This window comes from Nocardioides silvaticus (assembly GCF_003160695.1).
Classification (GTDB): Bacteria; Actinomycetota; Actinomycetes; order Propionibacteriales; family Nocardioidaceae; genus Nocardioides; species Nocardioides silvaticus.
Genome location: NZ_QGDD01000009.1, coordinates 15,480 through 32,562, shown reverse-complemented (window position 1 = coordinate 32,562; position 17,083 = coordinate 15,480). Strand labels below are relative to the sequence as shown.

At 71.1% G+C, this 17,083-nt stretch carries 19 protein-coding genes and 1 pseudogene; 7 read left to right on the top strand and 13 right to left on the bottom strand.

Going from position 1 to position 17,083, the window contains the following annotated elements; all coding sequences use genetic code 11:
- Positions 1–9 precede the first annotated feature (9 nt).
- Together DJ010_RS17720 and murI are read right to left on the bottom strand one after the other, a co-directional pair.
- Positions 10–804, bottom strand: coding sequence for an MBL fold metallo-hydrolase (locus DJ010_RS17720; RefSeq protein WP_245927663.1), 795 nt, complete (start codon positions 802–804; stop codon positions 10–12).
- 7 nt (positions 805–811) lie between these two features.
- On the bottom strand, positions 812–1,642 hold the full coding sequence (gene murI / locus DJ010_RS17715; RefSeq protein ID WP_245927661.1) for a glutamate racemase: 831 nt from the start codon (positions 1,640–1,642) through the stop codon (positions 812–814).
- 85 nt (positions 1,643–1,727) lie between these two features.
- On the opposite strand from murI, the gene DJ010_RS17710 reads away from it, so the two are divergent.
- On the top strand, positions 1,728–2,783 hold the full coding sequence (locus DJ010_RS17710) for an alkaline phosphatase family protein (protein ID WP_245927700.1): 1,056 nt from the start codon (positions 1,728–1,730) through the stop codon (positions 2,781–2,783).
- Between the two features lie 144 nt (positions 2,784–2,927).
- Here DJ010_RS17710 and DJ010_RS17705 read toward each other — a convergent pair whose 3' ends face one another.
- The 7 genes and pseudogenes from DJ010_RS17705 to DJ010_RS17675 form a co-directional block, all read right to left on the bottom strand.
- Positions 2,928–3,878: a PLP-dependent cysteine synthase family protein gene (locus DJ010_RS17705; protein ID WP_109696241.1), complete on the bottom strand. Its 951-nt coding sequence runs from the start codon at positions 3,876–3,878 to the stop codon at positions 2,928–2,930.
- A 77-nt stretch (positions 3,879–3,955) separates the two neighbouring features.
- Positions 3,956–4,225 (bottom strand): annotated as a pseudogene (locus DJ010_RS17700) (MoaD family protein); the annotation flags it as partial.
- Positions 4,226–4,227: 2 nt separating this feature from the next.
- Complete coding sequence (locus tag DJ010_RS17695; protein ID WP_109696237.1) at positions 4,228–4,668, bottom strand: M67 family metallopeptidase; 441 nt, start codon at positions 4,666–4,668, stop codon at positions 4,228–4,230.
- Positions 4,669–4,711: 43 nt separating this feature from the next.
- Positions 4,712–5,659 (bottom strand): acyl-CoA desaturase, encoded by a 948-nt coding sequence (locus DJ010_RS17690; RefSeq protein WP_109696235.1) that lies wholly within the window; start codon positions 5,657–5,659, stop codon positions 4,712–4,714.
- Between the two features lie 84 nt (positions 5,660–5,743).
- Positions 5,744–6,340 carry a sugar O-acetyltransferase gene (locus DJ010_RS17685; protein ID WP_109696233.1) on the bottom strand — a complete coding sequence of 199 codons (597 nt, stop codon included), beginning with the start codon at positions 6,338–6,340 and terminating at the stop codon, positions 5,744–5,746.
- The gene (locus tag DJ010_RS17680; protein ID WP_109696231.1) at positions 6,337–7,029 is read right to left on the bottom strand and encodes a response regulator; all 693 of its coding nucleotides are present in this window, start codon (positions 7,027–7,029) and stop codon (positions 6,337–6,339) included. The genes DJ010_RS17685 and DJ010_RS17680 overlap by 4 nt, the downstream gene beginning before the upstream one ends.
- A complete protein-coding gene (locus DJ010_RS17675; protein WP_211318861.1) occupies positions 7,026–8,690 on the bottom strand; it encodes a sensor histidine kinase in 1,665 nt (554 codons plus the stop codon). The genes DJ010_RS17680 and DJ010_RS17675 overlap by 4 nt, the downstream gene beginning before the upstream one ends.
- Positions 8,691–8,793: 103 nt before the next feature.
- Here DJ010_RS17675 and DJ010_RS17670 point away from each other — a divergent pair, with 103 nt between their 5' ends.
- The 4 genes from DJ010_RS17670 to DJ010_RS17655 are packed head-to-tail and all read left to right on the top strand — an operon-like array spanning position 8,794 to position 12,243.
- Positions 8,794–9,777, top strand: a complete 984-nt coding sequence (locus tag DJ010_RS17670) for a Bug family tripartite tricarboxylate transporter substrate binding protein (RefSeq protein WP_109696227.1) — start codon at positions 8,794–8,796, stop codon at positions 9,775–9,777.
- Positions 9,774–10,310 (top strand): tripartite tricarboxylate transporter TctB family protein, encoded by a 537-nt coding sequence (locus DJ010_RS17665; RefSeq protein ID WP_109696225.1) that lies wholly within the window; start codon positions 9,774–9,776, stop codon positions 10,308–10,310. The genes DJ010_RS17670 and DJ010_RS17665 overlap by 4 nt, the downstream gene beginning before the upstream one ends.
- Entirely contained in the window at positions 10,310–11,830 is a 1,521-nt protein-coding gene (locus DJ010_RS17660) for a tripartite tricarboxylate transporter permease (RefSeq protein ID WP_109696223.1), read from the top strand. Before DJ010_RS17665 ends, DJ010_RS17660 begins: the two co-directional genes overlap by 1 nt.
- Positions 11,827–12,243, top strand: coding sequence for a universal stress protein (locus DJ010_RS17655; protein ID WP_245927660.1), 417 nt, complete (start codon positions 11,827–11,829; stop codon positions 12,241–12,243). The genes DJ010_RS17660 and DJ010_RS17655 overlap by 4 nt, the downstream gene beginning before the upstream one ends.
- Here DJ010_RS17655 and DJ010_RS17650 read toward each other — a convergent pair.
- Positions 12,233–12,826 (bottom strand): DUF2017 domain-containing protein, encoded by a 594-nt coding sequence (locus tag DJ010_RS17650; protein ID WP_109696221.1) that lies wholly within the window; start codon positions 12,824–12,826, stop codon positions 12,233–12,235. The genes DJ010_RS17655 and DJ010_RS17650 overlap by 11 nt on opposite strands.
- A gap of 16 nt (positions 12,827–12,842) precedes the next feature.
- Positions 12,843–13,127, bottom strand: coding sequence for an ATP-dependent Clp protease adapter ClpS (gene clpS, locus DJ010_RS17645; protein WP_439331700.1), 285 nt, complete (start codon positions 13,125–13,127; stop codon positions 12,843–12,845).
- 167 nt (positions 13,128–13,294) lie between these two features.
- Here clpS and DJ010_RS17640 point away from each other — a divergent pair, with 167 nt between their 5' ends.
- Both DJ010_RS17640 and DJ010_RS17635 read left to right on the top strand, forming a co-directional pair.
- The gene (locus DJ010_RS17640) at positions 13,295–13,807 is read left to right on the top strand and encodes an ArsR/SmtB family transcription factor (RefSeq protein ID WP_109696217.1); all 513 of its coding nucleotides are present in this window, start codon (positions 13,295–13,297) and stop codon (positions 13,805–13,807) included.
- A complete protein-coding gene (locus DJ010_RS17635; RefSeq protein ID WP_109696215.1) occupies positions 13,804–15,057 on the top strand; it encodes an MFS transporter in 1,254 nt (417 codons plus the stop codon). Before DJ010_RS17640 ends, DJ010_RS17635 begins: the two co-directional genes overlap by 4 nt.
- Here the strand turns inward: DJ010_RS17635 and DJ010_RS17630 are convergent.
- Positions 15,023–15,562, bottom strand: a complete 540-nt coding sequence (locus DJ010_RS17630; protein WP_109696213.1) for a DUF1697 domain-containing protein — start codon at positions 15,560–15,562, stop codon at positions 15,023–15,025. The two genes, DJ010_RS17635 and DJ010_RS17630, sit on opposite strands and share 35 nt — an antisense overlap.
- Before the next feature lie 13 nt (positions 15,563–15,575).
- Positions 15,576–17,066, bottom strand: coding sequence for a S28 family serine protease (locus DJ010_RS17625; RefSeq protein ID WP_158283053.1), 1,491 nt, complete (start codon positions 17,064–17,066; stop codon positions 15,576–15,578).
- Positions 17,067–17,083 lie beyond the last annotated feature (17 nt).

The following is a 17,083-nucleotide window of genomic DNA, read 5'->3' as shown; positions in this document are numbered from 1 at the left end:
CCGAGCCCGTCAGATGGCGTAGACCGCGCCCTGAGCAGCCAGCTCGGTCGGGCCGTCGTAGGCCGAGAGCGACTCGGTGAGCATGCCCTGGGCGTCGTGCCACGGGGGCACGTGGGTGATGACCAGCCGCTTCACCTTGCACTTGGCGGCGGTCTCGCCGCACTCCGTGCCGGTCAGGTGCAGTCCGGGCGGGTTGTCGTCGCCGTGGCGGAACGAGGCCTCGCAGAGGAACAGGTCGGCGTCGGCGGCGATCTCCAGCAGCGACGGGGTCGGACCCGTGTCACCGCTGTAGGCCAGGGTCCGCAGGCCCGCCTCCTCGGTGACGGCCGAGATCCGCATGCCGTAGGCCTCCACAGGGTGGTCGACCGCGCGCGCGTCGATGGTGAAGGGCCCGATCTCGAACGGCGCGTCGTAGGTGTGGAACTCGAACTCCTCGCGCATGCCCGGGAGCGTCGGGAGGTCGTAGGCCTTGGAGAGCCGCTCGTCGGTGCCGCTCGGTCCCCAGACCGGGATCTTCGGCTGCGCGCCGGCGGGGTGGTACTTCCGGACGACGTAGTAGCTGGTCATGTCGACGCAGTGGTCGGCGTGCAGGTGGCTGAGGAGCACGGCGTCGACCTCGAGCGGGTCGACGTAGCGCTGCAGCGCGCCGAGGGCGCCGTTGCCGAGGTCGAGCACCAGGCTCCAGGTGCGGCCGCCGTGCTCGGCCTGGACCAGGTAGCAGCTCGCCGGCGAGTCCGGGCCCGGGTAGGAGCCGGAGCACCCGACCACCGTCAGGCGGAACGACGTCGTCATCGCGGTCCCCATCTTCCGATCATGCCAGCCCACCCACGAACTGGTCAGCAGCCGCCAGTTCCGGGCCCAGGAAGCGGCGCCCGATGGTCTCGAACTCGGCCGGCGAACCCGTCGTCACGAAGGAGTACGACGGCTCGCCGCTCTCGCGCATCAGACCGGAGTCGGCCAGCATCCGGTAGACGTCCTTGGCGCACTCCTCCGCGCTGCTGACCAGGGTCACGCCGTCGCCCATCACGTAGGAGATGACGCCCGTGAGCAGCGGGTAGTGCGTGCAGCCGAGGATCAGCGTGTCGACGCCGGCGGCGGTCAGCGGGTCGAGGTACTCGTGCGCGACCGCCAGCAGCTCCTCGCCTCCCGTCACGCCCTCCTCGACGAAGTCGACGAACCGCGGGCAGGCCCGGGTCGTCAGCTCGACGTGGGGGGCAGCAGCGAACGCGTCGTCGTAGGCCAGCGACTCCGCCGTCGACCGGGTGCAGATGACGCCGATCCGGCCGTTCTTGGTCGCGGCCACCGCGCGCCGCGCAGCCGGGAGGATCACCTCGACCACGGGCACGTCGTACCGCTCGCGTGCGTCGCGCAGCATCGCCGCGCTCGCGGAGTTGCAGGCGATGACGAGGGCCTTGACGCCCTGGTGGACCAGGTGGTCGAGGCACTCGAGCGCGTACTCGCGCACCTCGCCGATCGGCTTGGGACCGTACGGCTGCCGCGCGGTGTCGCCGACGTAGAGGAGCGACTCGTGCGGCAGCTGGTCGATGACGGACCGAGCGACCGTGAGGCCGCCGAACCCGGAGTCGAAGATGCCGATCGGAGCGCCCAGCAGCTCGGGGTCGAGGGGGCTCAGCGGTGGCACGGCGCCCAGCGTAGGCGCTTCCCCCTCTTTCTCCACCGAATGGCGATGCAGGTCACGGTTCGGGAGTAGCGTGCCGCGGGTGACCATGACCTCCCGCTCCCGGGGTCGCCGACTCGCTGCTGTCTCGGCCGGCCTCGTCCTCGCTGCCACGCTCGCCCCGTCGCCGGGCACGGCGCACGAGGCGCGCTCCGCCTCGGCCGGACAGGACTCCGCGGCGCGCGGCGTCAGCTCCGGCCAGGTCCTCGCGATCTCGCTCGACGGCTTCAACCCGAACCTCGTCACGCGGCTGGGACGCAAGGGCGCGCCCAACCTGACCCGGCTGTTCCGCAACGGCGCCAGCACCAAGAACGCCCGCGCCCAGATCGAGCTCACGGTCACCCTGCCGAACCACACGAGCCAGCTGACCGGCCGGCGGATCGACGCGTCCGAGGGCGGGCACGGCGTGACGTGGAACGACGACAAGCCGAGCCGCCCGGACACCATCCAGGACGCCGCGGGCGAGGACGTCGCGTCGATCTTCACCCAGGTGCACGACGCCGGCCTCAGCACGGCTCTGTTCGCGACCGAGTCGAAGTTCACGCTCTTCAAGGCCTCGTGGCCCGACGCCATCGACCGGTCGACGGTGAAGGACAACAAGGACCTCGCGATCACGAGGGCGGTGCGCCGCGACCTGGTCCAGAACAACCGGGCCTTCACGTTCCTCCACCTCGGCCAGCTGGACAACACCGGTCACGACCACGGCTGGTTCAGCCCGAAGTACCTCCGCGCCGGACGGCGCATCGACGAGCTGCTCGGGCAGATCCTCACCACGATCCGCAACAACGACAGCCTCGACGACCTCACCATCGTGCTCACCGCCGACCACGGCGGGAAGCCCGGCGAGAAGGGCCACGCGGCCGCGAGCGTGCTGGAGAACTACCGGGTGCCGTTCGTCATCTGGGGAGCCGGCGTCGACAAGGGCGACCTGTACGACATGAACCCGACGTACGCCGACCCGGGGACGTCACGCCCGCTGTTCGACGCCGACCCGCAGCCCATCCGCAACGGCGACCTCGCCAACGTCTGCGCCAAGCTGCTCGGCCTCCAGGCCGTGCCCGGCAGCCTGTGGGGCACGGACCAGACACTCACCTGGCACGACTGACACCGGTCGCTTGCGGCGTCTCGATACGCCCTCGCGCTAGCGCGCTCGGGCTACTCGACGACCGGAAAGCTCGGGCTACTCGACGACCGGAAAGCTCGGGCTACTCGACGACCGGAAGACTGGGGATACTCGAGACCGATCTGCTCAGGCCCAGAGCTGGCCCTCGAGCCGGTCCTCGGCCTCGTCGATGGTGCCCTCGTAGGCGCCGGTGGAGAGGTACTTCCAGCCGCCGTCGGCGACGACGAACGCGATGTCGGCGGTCTCGCCGGCCTTGACCGCCTTGGCCGCTTGGCCGAGGGCCGCGTGCAGGATGGCGCCGGTGGAGATGCCGGCGAAGATGCCCTCGAGCTCGAGCAGCTCGCGCACCCGTCGTACGGCGTCGCGCGGACCGACCGAGAAGCGGGAGTCGATGAGCTTCTCCTCGTACAGCTCGGGGACGAAGCCCTCGTCGAGGTTGCGCAGGCCGTAGACGAGCTCGCCGTACCGCGGCTCGGCGGCGACGATGCGCACCTCCGGCTTGGCCTCACGGAAGAAGCGGGAGACGCCCATCAGGGTGCCGGTGGTGCCGAGACCCGCGACGAAGTGGGTGATGGAGGGCAGGTCGGCGAGCAGCTCGGGGCCGGTGCCCTCCTGGTGCGCGAGGGCGTTCGCGGCGTTGCCGTACTGGTACAGCATCACCCAGTCGGGGTGCTCGGCAGCGATCTGCTTGGCGACGCGGACGGCCTCGTTGGAGCCGCCGGCGGCGGGGGACGACACGATCTCGGCGCCCCACATGCGGAGCAGCTGGCGCCGCTCCTCGCTGGTGTTCTCGGGCATCACGAACACGCAGCGGTAGCCCTTGAGCTGGGCCGCCATCGCGATCGAGATGCCGGTGTTGCCGGAGGTCGGCTCGAGGATCGTGCACCCGGGACGGAGCGTGCCGTCCTTCTCGGCCTCCTCGATCATGCGGAGCGCGGGGCGGTCCTTGATCGAGCCGGTCGGGTTGCGGTCCTCGAGCTTGGCCCAGAGGCGCACCTCTGGGGTCGGGGAGAGCCGCGGCAGCCCTACCAGGGGCGTGTTCCCGACCGAGGCGAGCAGGTTGTCGAAGCGGGTCATCGGTCTTTTCGGGGTCCCCGCGGCGTTGTTCGCCGGAGGAGCGCAGCGGGGGAGGCGAAGAAGGTCGTGGGGTGTGCTCCGCCGGCGACCGCCGGGAGCACGACGATCTGGTCGCCGTCGCTCAGCTCGGCCTCGAGGCCGCCGAGGAAGCGGACGTCCTCGTCGTTGACGTAGATGTTGACGAACCGGCGCAGGTCGCCGTTCTCGATCAACCGCTCCTTGATGCCGGGGTGGTCGGCGTCGAGCGAGTCGATCAGCGCGGACAGGCTGGCGCCGTCGGCCGTGACGGCCTTCTCGCCGCCGGTGTAGCTGCGCAGGATGGTCGGGATCCGGACCTCGATGGCCATGACTAGGACTCGCTCCTCGTGAGAGTGGGGACGACCGCGACCTCTTCCTCGGTCACGACGCCGTCGACGATGCTGTAGGACCTGAACTCCACCGGGCCCTCGTTATTCCCGTGCTCGCGGGTGCTGACGAGCACGTAGTGCGCGCCGGGCTCGCTCGCCAGGTTGACGTCGGTGACGCTCGGGTAGGCCTCGGTGGCGGTGTGGGAGTGGTAGATCACGACCGGCTCCTCGTCCCGCTCGTCCATCTCCTTGTAGAGGTGGAGCAGGTCGGTGGAGTCGTACTCGTAGAACGTCGGGCTCCCGGCCGCGTTGACCATCTCGATGAAGCGCTCGGGACGGTCGCTGCCCTCCGGGCCGGCGACGATGCCGCAGGCCTCGACGGGGTGGTCCCGCTTGGCGTGGGCGACGATGGCGTCGTACGTCGCCTGGTCGATGGTCAGCACCCCTCCAGGTTAGGGCGTACGACGCGCCCCGCCGGAATCGTGGTCAGGCGGCGGACTTCGCCTCGAGCCGCTCCCGCGTGGGCCATCTCACGTCCCTGACCCAACCGAGCTTCTCCAGGATCCAGATGATCCGGGCGGAGCTGTCGAGCTGCCAGCGCCGCACGCCGTGCCGGGCGCTGGTCGGGTCCGCATGGTGCAGGTTGTGCCAGGACTCCCCGCCCGACGGGATCGCCAGCCACCAGACGTTGCCCGACCGGTCGCGCGAGCGGAACGGCCGCTCACCGACGACGTGGCAGATCGAGTTGATCGACCAGGTGACGTGGTGGAGCAGACCGATCCGCACGACGGTGCCCCAGAAGAACGCGGTCGCAGCTCCCTGCCACGACCAGGTGATCAGGAAACCCGCCAACGGCGGCAGGAGGATCGAGGCGAGCACCCACATCCAGAACATCCGGGAGATGCGGACCAGGTCGCGGTCCTTGACCAGGTCGGGGGCGTACTTGTCGATCGGGGTCTGCTCGGGGTCGAACAGCCAGCCCATGTGCGCCCAGAGGAAACCCTTGGTCAGGCCCACGAACGAGTTGCCGTAGCGCCACGGCGAGTGCGGGTCGCCGTCCTTGTCGGAGAACTTGTGGTGCTTGCGGTGGTCGGCCACCCAGCGGATGACCGGACCCTCGATGGCCATCGAGCCGAGGACCGCGAGCACGATCTTCACCGCCCGGTTGGGCTTGAACGACTTGTGGGTGAAGAGCCGGTGGTAGCCGACGGTCACGCCGTGCAGCGTGAGTCCGTACATCACGAAGGTGATGACGACGTCGCTCCAGCCCAGCCAGCCGCCCCAGGCGATCGGGATCGCTGCCAGGAACGCGATGAACGGCACGGCGATGAAGGACGCGAGGGCGATCCGTTCTCGGAGGGACTGGACGTCCTCGCCCATCGTCACCCGCTCGACGGTTGCTGAGGTCTGGTCGGCCGATTCGATCGCAGTCATGTGTCTCCCGGGGCACCCGCTCGGTCGTTGTCCGAAGCCTAGGGCCCAGCCCTCCTCCGACGTAGGTAACCCCAACCTGCGGGATCAGTCGGCCGGGTCGACCAGCGATCGCACGACTCTGGCCGGGTTGCCCAGCGCCAGCACCCCGGCCGGCAGGTCCTTGGTCACGACCGCCCCTGCGCCCACCACGGTGTCGTCGCCGATGGTCACCCCGGGCAGCACGACCACCCCGCCGCCGAGCCAGACGTTGTCGCCGATCGTGATCGGCTGCGCGGCCTCCCACTTGTCGCGGCGGGGGCCGGGCTCGACCGGATGGGTGGGCGTCAGCAGCTGCACGTTGGGCCCGATCTGCACGTCGTCGCCGATCGTGATCGGCGCGACGTCGAGGGCGACCAGGCCGAAGTTGGCGAAGCAACGCGCGCCCATCGTGATCCGGCTGCCGTAGTCGACGTAGAACGGCGGTCGGATCTCGGTCTCCTCACCGATCGACCCCAGCAGCTCCTCCAGCAGCTCCCGCCGGCGAGCGGCATCGCCCGGAGCCGCTGCGTTGTAGGCCACCATCAGCTCCTGCGACCGCACCTGGTCGGCGAGGATCTCGGCGTCGGTGATGTAGAGGTCACCGGCGAGCATCCGCTCCTTGTTGCTGCGCTCGTCGCGCTCGTCCGCTGGCTCTGTCGTCATGTCGCCCTCCCGACCACACGGTAGCGACGCTCCGGTCGTCCCGTGCCTCCGTACCGGAGCCGCACCTCGGCGGCACCCGTGTCGACGAAGTGCTCGAGGTAGCGACGGGCGGTGACCCGCGACAGGCCGACCGCCTCGGCCGCTTCGGACGCCGAGATCTCCTCGGTCGCCCGCGCCGCAGCGAGGACCAGCTCGGCAGTCTCCGGGCTGAGCCCCTTCGGCAGGACAGGGAGTACGTCGCCTCCGGGGCGGCCGGCCCCGAACGCCTGGTCGATCGCGGCCTGGTCGACGCGGTGCTCGTCGTCGTCGGAGGGCAGGCTGGCCAGGGCATCGGCCACCCGGCGCAGGCGGTCGGCCAGGTCCTCGTGCTCGAACGGCTTGACGAGGTACTGCATCGCCCCACCGTGCAGCGCGGCCCTGACTGCCGCTGCACCGCGCTCGGCGGTCACCATCACGACCGCGACCCGGCGGCGCTGGGCGCGGAGCTGCTCGAGCACCTGCAACCCGGAGATGTCGGGCAGGTGCACGTCGAGGAGGACGAGATCCGGCTCCAGTGAGGCGACCAGCTCGAGGGCCTCGGCGCCAGTGCGGCCGACGCCGACCACCTCGAACCCCTCCGTGCGCTCGACGAACGCACTGTGGATCCGCGCGACCATGAAGTCGTCGTCGACGACGAGCACCCGGATCATGGGTCGACATCCTGCTCGACAGGTCCGGCCAGCGGGAACCTGACCAGGAACTCCGCACCGCCGGTGTCGGCCGGCTCGACCGTCACCGCGCCGCCGCGCTGGGCGCAGATCAGGCGGACCAGCGGCAGGCCGATGCCGCGCCCACCGAGCACCTCCGGCTTGGTCGAGAAGCCGCGGACGAAGATCGCCTCGCGGAGTTCGTCCGGCACTCCCGGACCGTTGTCGCGCACCCGCACCCGTACGTCGTCGTCGGCCAGCACCCACAGCTCGACCAGGGCGTCGGCCGCGCCGGCTGCCGCGTCGACCGCGTTGTCGATCAGGTTGCCGAGCACGGTGGTGAGGTCGGCGACGTCGGCCGGGGCGAGAGCCGGGAGCCGCGAGCCCGGGTCGAGCTCGAGGGTGACGCCGCGTTCCTCCGCGACCGCGTGCTTGGCGATGACGAGCGCGGCGACCGCCGGGTCGTGCAGCCGCTTCGAGACCCGCTCGCTCACCTCGGCCCGGTGCTCGGTCAGCGTGCCCACGAGCGCCGCCACCTCGTCGTACTCCTCGAGCTGGACGAGGCCCGAGATCGTGTGCAGCCGGTTGTCGAACTCGTGCGTCTGAGCGCGCAGGGTGTCGGTGATCGAGAGGTTCGAGCTGAGCTGGCTCTGCAGCGACACCAGCTCGGTGCGGTCGCGGAGAGTGGTCACGGTGCCGATGCCGCGACCCCGGGTCGAGGCCCGGCCTCGGTTGAAGACGACGACCCGGGTGCCGACCAGGGCGACGGCATCCTCCACGTCGGCCCCCTCGCCGGTCAGCAGCGCGACGACGTGCGGGTCGAGGCCGAGCTCGTCGACCGCGCGGCCCACCGGGTCGGGATCGTCCGCCACGCCGAGGGTGGCCCGAGCGGCGTCGTTCATCACCGTCACTCGCCCTTCGGTGCCAACCGCGACGACCCCCTCACGGATCGCGTGCAACAACGCCTCGCGCTGGTCGGCCAGGTTGGCGAGCTCGGTGGTGCCGAGTCCGCGGGTCGAGCGGCGGACCATGCGCGCGACGATCCAGGTGCCGCCGAGCCCGAGCAGCGCGCCGAGGCCGAGGTAGAGCGCCAGGTCGGGTGCGGCGGTGGCGACCTGGTCGGCGAGAGAAGGGTAGGTCTCCTCGGCCACGACGAGGCCCAGCAGGTCGCCGTCCTCGGCGATGATCGGCGCGTGGTGCGCCACCGCCCGGTCGTCGCCCACGGAGACGTCGCCGGTCCACCCCCGCCCCTCGAGCGCGTCGCTGTCGGAGAGGTCGGCCGGCTCGCCGATCCGGCTGGGATCGGTGGAGCCGATGACGTCGCCGTCGAGGGAGACGACCGACACGTCGGTGGCACTGGAGAGACTGGTGCCGCGGTCGGCGTACTGCGCGAGGTTCCGGGCGTTGGTGCTCGCGGGCAGGTCGCCGTCCTCGACGAGCTGGAGCTGGCCGCGGACCGGAGGAAGGGTCGCGACGTACTCGGCCACCGAGCGCATCTGCGCGCCCTGCTCCTCGGCGAAGTCGGCGTTGGACTGACGGACACTGAGGACGCCGACCGAGACCAGCAGCACCGCGACCACCGCGAGCTGGAGCAGCAGCACCTTGGCTGCCAGCGTGAGCTCACCCCGCCGCCACCCGCTCCTCAGCGCGACCACAATGTTCACAACCTCCTTTGTCTTCGCAAGAGTGACGGCCGCCACACCCTCCGGCAATGCTGGCACGGATCGAGCGTGACCCCGCTCACGCGCGTCTCGACTGGAGGTTCCCATGCAACAGAGTCGGCTGCTCGCCGTGCTCACCGCCTTCGTGGCTCTCGCCCTCGTCGCCAGCGGCTGTGGCGTGACCCGCGGCTCGGACGACCCGAACAACCGGCGGCTGCGGATGATGATCCCCAACAGCCCTGGCGGCGGCTACGACCTGACGGGGAGGGCTGCCGCGACAGCGCTGGAGGACAACGAGCTCACCGGCCGGTTCGAGATCACCAACGTCCTCGGCGCGAGCGGCACCGTCGCGATGCAGCGGCTCGTCAACGAGGAGGGCGCCGACGACCTGGTCATGGTGATGGGGCTCGGCGTCGTGGGCGCCGTCTACACCAACGGGTCCGAGGCGACGCCCCGCGAGATGACCCCGATCGCCCGCCTGGTCGAGGAGCAGGAGGGCATCCTCGTCCCGGCGGATTCCCCGTTCCGGACCGTCGACGACCTCGTCGCGGCCTGGAAGGAGGACCCTGGCTCGGTCACCGTCGGCGGTGGCTCGAGCAACGGCGGGCCCGACCACCTGTTCCCGATGCAGCTCGCGGCCGAGGTCGGCATCGAGCCGGGCGAGGTCAACTACATCTCCTACGACGGCGGCGGCCCGCTCACGACCGCGCTCCTCGGCGAGAAGATCGACGTGGGCATGTCCGGGCTCGGCGAGTTCGAGGGACAGATCGCCGACGGCACGCTGCGCGTGCTGGCCGTCTCGGGCGAGGAGCGGCTCGACGACGTCGACGCGCCGACGCTGACCGAGGCCGGGGTCGACCTGGTCTTCACCAACTGGCGCGGAGTCCTCGCTCCCCCGGGCATCTCCGAGGAGCAACGCGACTACCTGGTCGACCTGTTCACCGAGCTGCACGAGACCGATGAGTGGCAGGCCGCGCTCGAGAGCAACGGCTGGACCGACAACTTCGCAACCGGCGAGGAGTTCGAGGACTTCCTCGTCGAGCAGGACGCCCGCGTGGCGGAGACCCTCGAGGAGCTGGGACTGGCATGAGCACCACCACTGGACCACAGCGCGCACCGGGCAGGGAACCGGGCGAGCGACCGATCATCGACAAGGCGCAGTACGGCCTCGCGGCCTTCCTCGTCGTCGTCGGCGGTGTCGTCCTCGTCGACGCCCTCGGGCTCGAGGACGGATTCGCCGACCAGCCCGTGCAGCCCTACGCGATCCCGTACGTCGTCGGCGCCGTGCTCGTCGGCCTCGGGATCCTGCTCGCGATCGCCACCGCCCGCGGTGACCTGCCGGAGGCGGAGGAGGGCGAGGACGTCGACCTGACCCAGGGCACCGACCTGCGCACCGTCGGTCTGCTGGCGGGCGTGCTCGTGGCCAACATCGTGCTCATCGACTGGCTCGGCTGGGCGATCACGGGCGCGCTGCTCTTCGCCGGCTGCGCCGGCGTCCTGGGAAGCCGGACCCACGTCCGCGACATCGCTGTCGGCGTGGCTCTGTCGGTCGGCACCTGGTACGGCTTCTACGTCGGTCTGGGGATCCCGATCCCCGCCGGAATCCTGGACGGAGTGCTTTGATGGACCTGCTGCTCGACGGCTTCCAGACCGCGCTGGCTCCTGAGAACCTGCTCTTCGCCGTCATCGGCGTGCTCCTCGGCACGGCCGTCGGCGTGCTGCCCGGCATCGGGCCGGCGATGACCCTGGCCCTGCTGCTCCCGGTCGCCCTGACCATGGGGGCCGACAGCGCGATCATCATGTTCGCCGGCATCTACTACGGCGGCATGTACGGCGGCTCGACCACCTCGATCCTCCTCAACACCCCCGGCGAGTCCTCCTCGGTGGTGACCGCCATCGAGGGCAACAAGATGGCCAAGTCCGGCCGCGCGGCCCAGGCGCTCGCGACCGCGGCCATCGGATCGTTCGTCGCCGGCACGATCGGCACCGTGCTGCTGTGGGTGCTGGTGCCCACGGTCGCCGACGTGGTCGTCGAGCTCGGCGCGCCGTCGTACTTCGCGATCCTGCTGCTCGCGCTGTTCATGGTGAGCACCGTCCTGGGCGCCTCGAAGCTGCGCGGCTTCATCGCCCTCTTCCTCGGCCTCACGATCGGGCTCATCGGCACGACGACCGGCCAACCGCGCCTCACGTTCGGCGAGCCGCTGCTGGCCGACGGCATCGACATCGTCGTGGTTGCCGTCGCGATCTTCGCGATCGGCGAGGCGCTCTGGGTGGCCGCGCACCTGCGGCGCAAGCCGCTCGAGGTGATCCCCGTCGGCCAGCCCTGGATGAGCAAGGAGGACTGGCGTCGCTCGTGGAAGCCGTGGCTGCGCGGCACGGCGTACGGCTTCCCGTTCGGTGCCCTGCCGGCCGGCGGAGCCGAGGTGCCGACGTTCCTCTCCTACGCCACCGAGAAGAAGCTCTCGAAGCATCCGGAGGAGTTCGGCAAGGGCGCCATCGAGGGCGTCGCCGGACCGGAGGCCGCGAACAACGCCTCGGCGGCCGGCACGTTCGTGCCGCTGCTCACCCTGGGCCTGCCGACCACTGCGACGGCCGCGATCATCCTGGTCGCGATCCAGAGCTTCGGCATCCAGCCCGGTCCGCTGCTGCTGGAGAACGAGCCCGACCTGGTCTGGGGGCTGCTCGCCAGCCTCGTCGTCGCGAACCTGCTGCTGCTGGTCGTCAACCTGCCGATGGCGCCGCTGTGGGCCAAGGTGCTGCAGGTCCCACGGCCCTACCTCTACGCGGGGATCCTCTTCTTCGCCACGCTCGGCGCGTACTCGGTGAACTTCCAGGCGTTCGACGTCGCGCTGCTGCTGGTCTTCGGCGTGCTGGGACTGGCGATGCGCCGGTTCGGAGTCCCGGTGCTGCCCCTGGTCGTCGGCGTCATCCTCGGCCCCAAGCTCGAGGAGCAGCTGACCCAGGCGTTGGCGCTGTCCCAGGGTGACGTGTCCACGCTGTGGGGTGAGCCGGTGGCCGTGGTCGTCTACGTCGTGATGGCCGTGCTGCTGGCCGCGGTGCTCGTCGCCGGACTGCGCCGCCCGACGCCGGCTGACCCGGAGCACTCCGGCAGGGACGAGGAGAAGGAGCTGGTGGAGAGATGAGCAGCCTGATGCAGCCGACCTGCGTGGTCGCGGCCTACAGCGCCGACGACTACGGCCGGGCAGCGGTGGAGCAGGGCGAGACCATCGCCCGCGAGGCCGGCGCGCGACTGGTCGTCGTCAACGCCACCCGCGGGGACAAGCTGGTCGACGAGCGCTACGCGCACGAGGACGAGATCGCCGCCCTGCGGGAGCGGCTGGTGGCCGAGGGACTCGAGGTCGAGATCCGCCACGACGTCGTACCGGACGTGGCGGAGGCGGTGCTGGACGCGGCCCGGACGTGCGCGGCCGACCTGGTCGTGGTCGGCGTCCGGCACCGCACGCCCGTCGGCAAGCTGCTGCTCGGCAGCGTGGCGCAGCGCGTGATCCTGGACGCGCCGTGCCCGGTGCTGGCCGTGAAGCCGGTCAAGCCGTGACTGCGTGGACCAGCGTCTCCTGGAGGTAGCCGAGCCACTCGTAGATGTGGTGGGCCTGGCCCCGCGGGTCGTCGTCGGGCAGCGCGTACCAGTAGTCCTCGTCGCCCTCCTCGACCCCGAGCCGGGTGCCCAGCGCCAGCCGCAGGTCGGTGAGGGCGCGCATCCAGACCTCGGCCGTCGGGAGGTCGAGCTCGACGTCGATCGTCAGCTCCTCCGACCCGGGCTCGCTCGGCAGCCCGGCATCCTCGAGGGCGTCGATGATGGTGGCGGCCGCGCGGGCCTTGCCGTCACGGAGTGTGCTCTCGGTGTAGCGACGGAACTCCGAGGCGGCCTCACCGTCGTCCTGGTAGGCGTTCGGGAAGAGCCGCGCCAGCACCGGGTCGTCCGGCTCGGTGGTGGGCCCCGCGAAGTCGCCGCCCTCGAACAGCGCCTCGAGCGGGTCGGCGTTCTCGCTCGGCACCGCGGCCTCGTTGCGCAGCAGCTCGACCAGCTGGGCGGCGAGCGACCGCAGCAGGTCGGCCTCGAACCCCGACATGGTCGCGATGATGCGCTTGCTCCGGCGGTGCCGGACGAATCCCGCCATCAGTCCCCGGCCCCCGTCACTCGCTCTTCGAGAGCGTGGCCCACAGGCCGTACTCGTGCATGGCCTGGACGTCCCGCTCCATCTCCTCGCGGGTCCCGCTGCTGACCACCGACTTGCCGTCCTCGTGCACCTCGAGCATCAGCTTCTCCGACTTCTTCTTCGAGTAGCCGAAGTACTTCTGGAACACGTAGGTGACGTAGGACATCAGGTTGACCGGGTCGTTCCAGACGACGGTCACCCAGGGCGTGTCGGTGAGCGTGATCTCGTCCGGGGTGAGGTCCTCTTCGACTCCCGGATCCACCTCGACAGGGCTCGCGGTCGTCACGCCGCCATGGTGGCACACGAGCAACGACGAGCTACTTCTACGCCGCCCGACGCCCACTCCCCAATAACCGTTTGACAGTACGGCGAGCGCATGGTCGACTGTCTCCAGCAACCCCCCAACGTTCCTTTGGTAGTGGAGAACCGATGACCGACGAACGCATCACCTCGCTCCGCGCGACCGCGCACCCGTTGCGGCTGCGGATGCTGTCGTTGCTGACCAGCAGCGCGATGAGTGCCGCGGAGGTCGCGCGGGAGCTGGGGATCACCCACGCGAACGCGTCGTACCACCTGCGCCAGCTGCAGGAGGCCGACCTCCTCGTCGTCGAGGGCGAGGAGCGGATCCGCGGCGGCGTGGCGAAGAGGTACCGGCACCCGTTCGACAGGCCCGAGTCGCGGTGGAGCGACGACGACGTGGCGGGGCACATCGAGGCGATGTGCAGCGAGCTGCTTCGGCGGTTCCCCCAGCGGCAAGCGGGCAAGGCCACGTTCACGGACGCCGAGCTCTGGGTCGCACCCGACACCTGGGAGCGCGCTGTCGAGATGCTGGTGGAGGCATCGCTGCTGGTGCACCGCGAGGCGCAGAAGCCTCGCGCCAAGGGCACCATCCCGGTCAACCTGACCGTTGCGGGCTTCCGGATGGCGGAGGAGCCGGCATGAGCGGCCCCGCCCTCGCCCCGCTCCGCGACCGCCGGTTCCGGTGGTACTTCGCCTCGCGCGCGGTCGACCTGCTCGGCGACATCATGGGCGGCGTCGCGCTCGCGTTCGCCGTGCTCGAGGTCAGCGACTCCCCCAGCGCGCTCGGCTTCGTGCTCGCGGCCCACAGCGTCCCGCTGGTGGCGTTCCTGCTGATCGGCGGCGTGCTCGCCGACCGGTTCGGCCGCACCCTGATCATCCAGCTCAGCAACCTCACCGCTGCGGTGACCGCGCTCGCGATCGCCGCGCTCGTGCTGACCGGCCACGCCGAGATCTGGCAGCTCGCCGCGCTCACGGCGGTCAACGGCGTCGCCGCAGCAGCCAACCAGCCGGCCCTCGCCGGCCTGCTCCCCCAGCTCGCGCCGAAGGGCGCGCTCCAGCAGGCCAACGCGCTCAACGGGCTGCTCCGCAACACCGCCCTCGTCCTCGCCCCCGCCGCCGCCGGCGCGCTGGTGGTCGGCGTGGGCCCGGGCTGGGCGATCGCGATCAACGGCGCGACCTACCTGCTGTCCGCGGCGCTCCTGCTCCCGATCAAGCTGCCCGCGCCCCCGCAGCGCGGCAAGGGCGACAGCATCGTCGCGGACCTGCGCACCGGCTGGACCTTCTTCCGCCGTACGACGTGGCTGTGGGTGATCGTGCTCGCCTTCAGCGCCCTCAACGCGCTGTCCAGCGGTGGCTTCCAGACCCTCGGGCCCGCCCACGCGAAGGGCAGTGAGATCGGCGTGCACGGTTGGGCGCTGATCCTCTCCTCCGGAGCCGTCGGCCTGGTCCTCACCTCGATCGTGTTCCTCCGCGTGCCGCTGCGCCGCCCGCTGCTCTGGGGCATGCTCGGCTGCGCCGTCTACGCCGGCCAGATGATCGCGCTCGGCTCCACGACCGAGCTCTGGATCCTCATGACGGCGGCGTTCGTCGCCGGCGCCGGCATCGAGATCTTCGGTCTCGGCTGGGAGCTCGCGATGCAGGAGCACGTACCGGCCGACATGCTGTCGCGGGTCTACTCCTACGACATGCTCGGCTCGTTCGTCGCGATCCCGGTCGGCCAGCTGGCGTTCGGCCCGCTCGGCGCGGCGTTCGGGGTCCAGCAGATGATCCTGGTCGCCGGGCTCGCCTACTGCGCGATCTCGCTGCTCTCGCTCGTGTCCCGCTCGGTGCGGTCGATGACCCGGGCCGAGGCCCCGGTCACCGAGAGCACCACTGACGCGCCAGTGTCGTGACGACGTTGAAGTTGCGGTTGGTCGCCACGACCCCGAGCGACTTCTCGACCTTGCCCGGGTCGACGTTGCCGGCCTGGTAGCCGGGTCCGAGGAGGACGTGCGCTGCCCGGCCGCGGACGACGATCTCCCCGCCCTCGACCGCCCGCGCGGCGAATGCCTCGAGCCGCTCCGGCTCGGGCTCGTCCCGCATCAGGTAGACGTAGTGGCGCTCGAGGTCGGAACGGTTCAGCTCCTCGGCGTCGGCGCCGATCGCAGCCAGCTCGTCGGTCGTGAACACGATCGTCGGCACCTCGAAGCCGGCCCGCTCCAGGTAGGCCGCCTCCAGCGCCGCCCGCACCCGGGTCGCCGAGCGCATCCGGGTCGTGAGCCGCACGTTGCCGGTGTTGATGTAGGTCGCGACGTCCGTGCCCCCGGCCGCCTCGGTGGCGGCGGCGATGTCGGCCTTCGCGAACTTCCGGTTGGCCCCGAGGTTGATCGCGCGCAGGAAGGCGACGTACGTCGGCATGCGGGTCAGTGTGTCAGGGCGTGGCGACAGTCCTCGCAGGGTCACGCGCCGGGTCGGGCCCGGCGCGCCGGGCACGACGGTCGGCCGCCTCCACCGCGGCCCTGCTGGTGCTGACGCCGGCCCACGCCCGGATCCGGGACACGGTCGCGCGCCGGGCGGCGTCCGGCAGGTCCCTGATGTCCGCGAAGTGGTTCCCGCCCGGCACCCACCGCTGGTAGCACTCGCGCGCGGCGCCGCCCGGCCCGCAGGCGAACGGCTCTGCGCTCCAGGGGTCGAGCTCGCCGTACACGAAGAGCATCCGGGACGCCGACGTGCGCACCCACTCGTCGATGTCCGGCATGGCGGCCGGGTCGTGCGCGAGCGGCTCGAGCCCGTCGGGCACGAACGTCGCCGGCACGTCGTGCCCCGGGTAGCGCAGCAGGTCGGCGACCTCGTCCTCCCACGGCGCCGGCGCGCCCAGCTGGGTCGCGGCCTGGAAGTAGTACGGCACGAACGGGCGGATGCCTTCGTCGGTGACGGAGCGCCAGCCGAGCACGTCGTCGACCCAGCTCCACACCCGGCCGCGCCGGGCCGTTGCGGTCGGGACGTCGCTGCATGCCGACGCGGCCGACTGGTACTGCCAGAACGCGTAGTAGGTCTCGATCGCCGCGACCTCGAGAGCGCGGTCGGCCGAACCGACCAGCGTGAGGTGCTGGTCGTGGTGCCGCGCCCACCGGACGAGCCGGCCACGGAACCACTCCCGCTCGGTCAGCAGCCGCCGCTGCAGGGCGACCAGCCGGTTGCGACACCCGGCGAAGGACGGACCGCCCACCGATGCCTGGAAGTCGTCGTAGGCGTCGACGTCGTCGACGACGTCGTTGGGGGCGACGAAGGCGACGGTCCCGGCGACGTCGCCCGGGTACGTCCGCCGGTGATAGGTCATCGTCATCCCACCCTTGGACGCACCGGTCGAGATCCACGGCTTGCCGTAGGTCCGCTGGAGCGCCCGGACGATCCGGTGCTGGTCGGCAGCCGCCTGACCGATCGTGAGCTGGGAGTGCCACCGCGGCTTCCTCGGCCGCGACGGCTTGAAGAAGCGGTGCTCCAGGTCGAGCTGGTTGCCCTTGACGATCCGGGTGACCTCGTAGCGGTAGGCGAGGTTCCAGGTCGAGACGTAGTAGCCGCTGGCCGCCATCACCATCGGCCGGCCGACTCCGCTGTGCAGCAGGGTGCCGCGCAGCGTGAACGTCCGGCCGCCGGGACGGTCGTGGTCCACGGGCAGCCGGAACCGCAGGCGGAAGAAGCGCGCGGGCCCCGGGTGCTTCAGCTCGGTCACGCCTGCCACGATCGGCAGCCGCGCCAGCCGCTCCTTCACGTCGACCCGCTCGGCCGCGGCCGGGGCGACCCCGGTGGCGACGGCGTCCGCCGGCGGCAGCGCCCACGCGCGCACGACGGCGACGAGCGGCGCCACCACCACGAGCGCGACGAGGACGGACCTGGCGCGGGACCCGAGACGACCGATCACGCCGTCAGTCTGCAGCA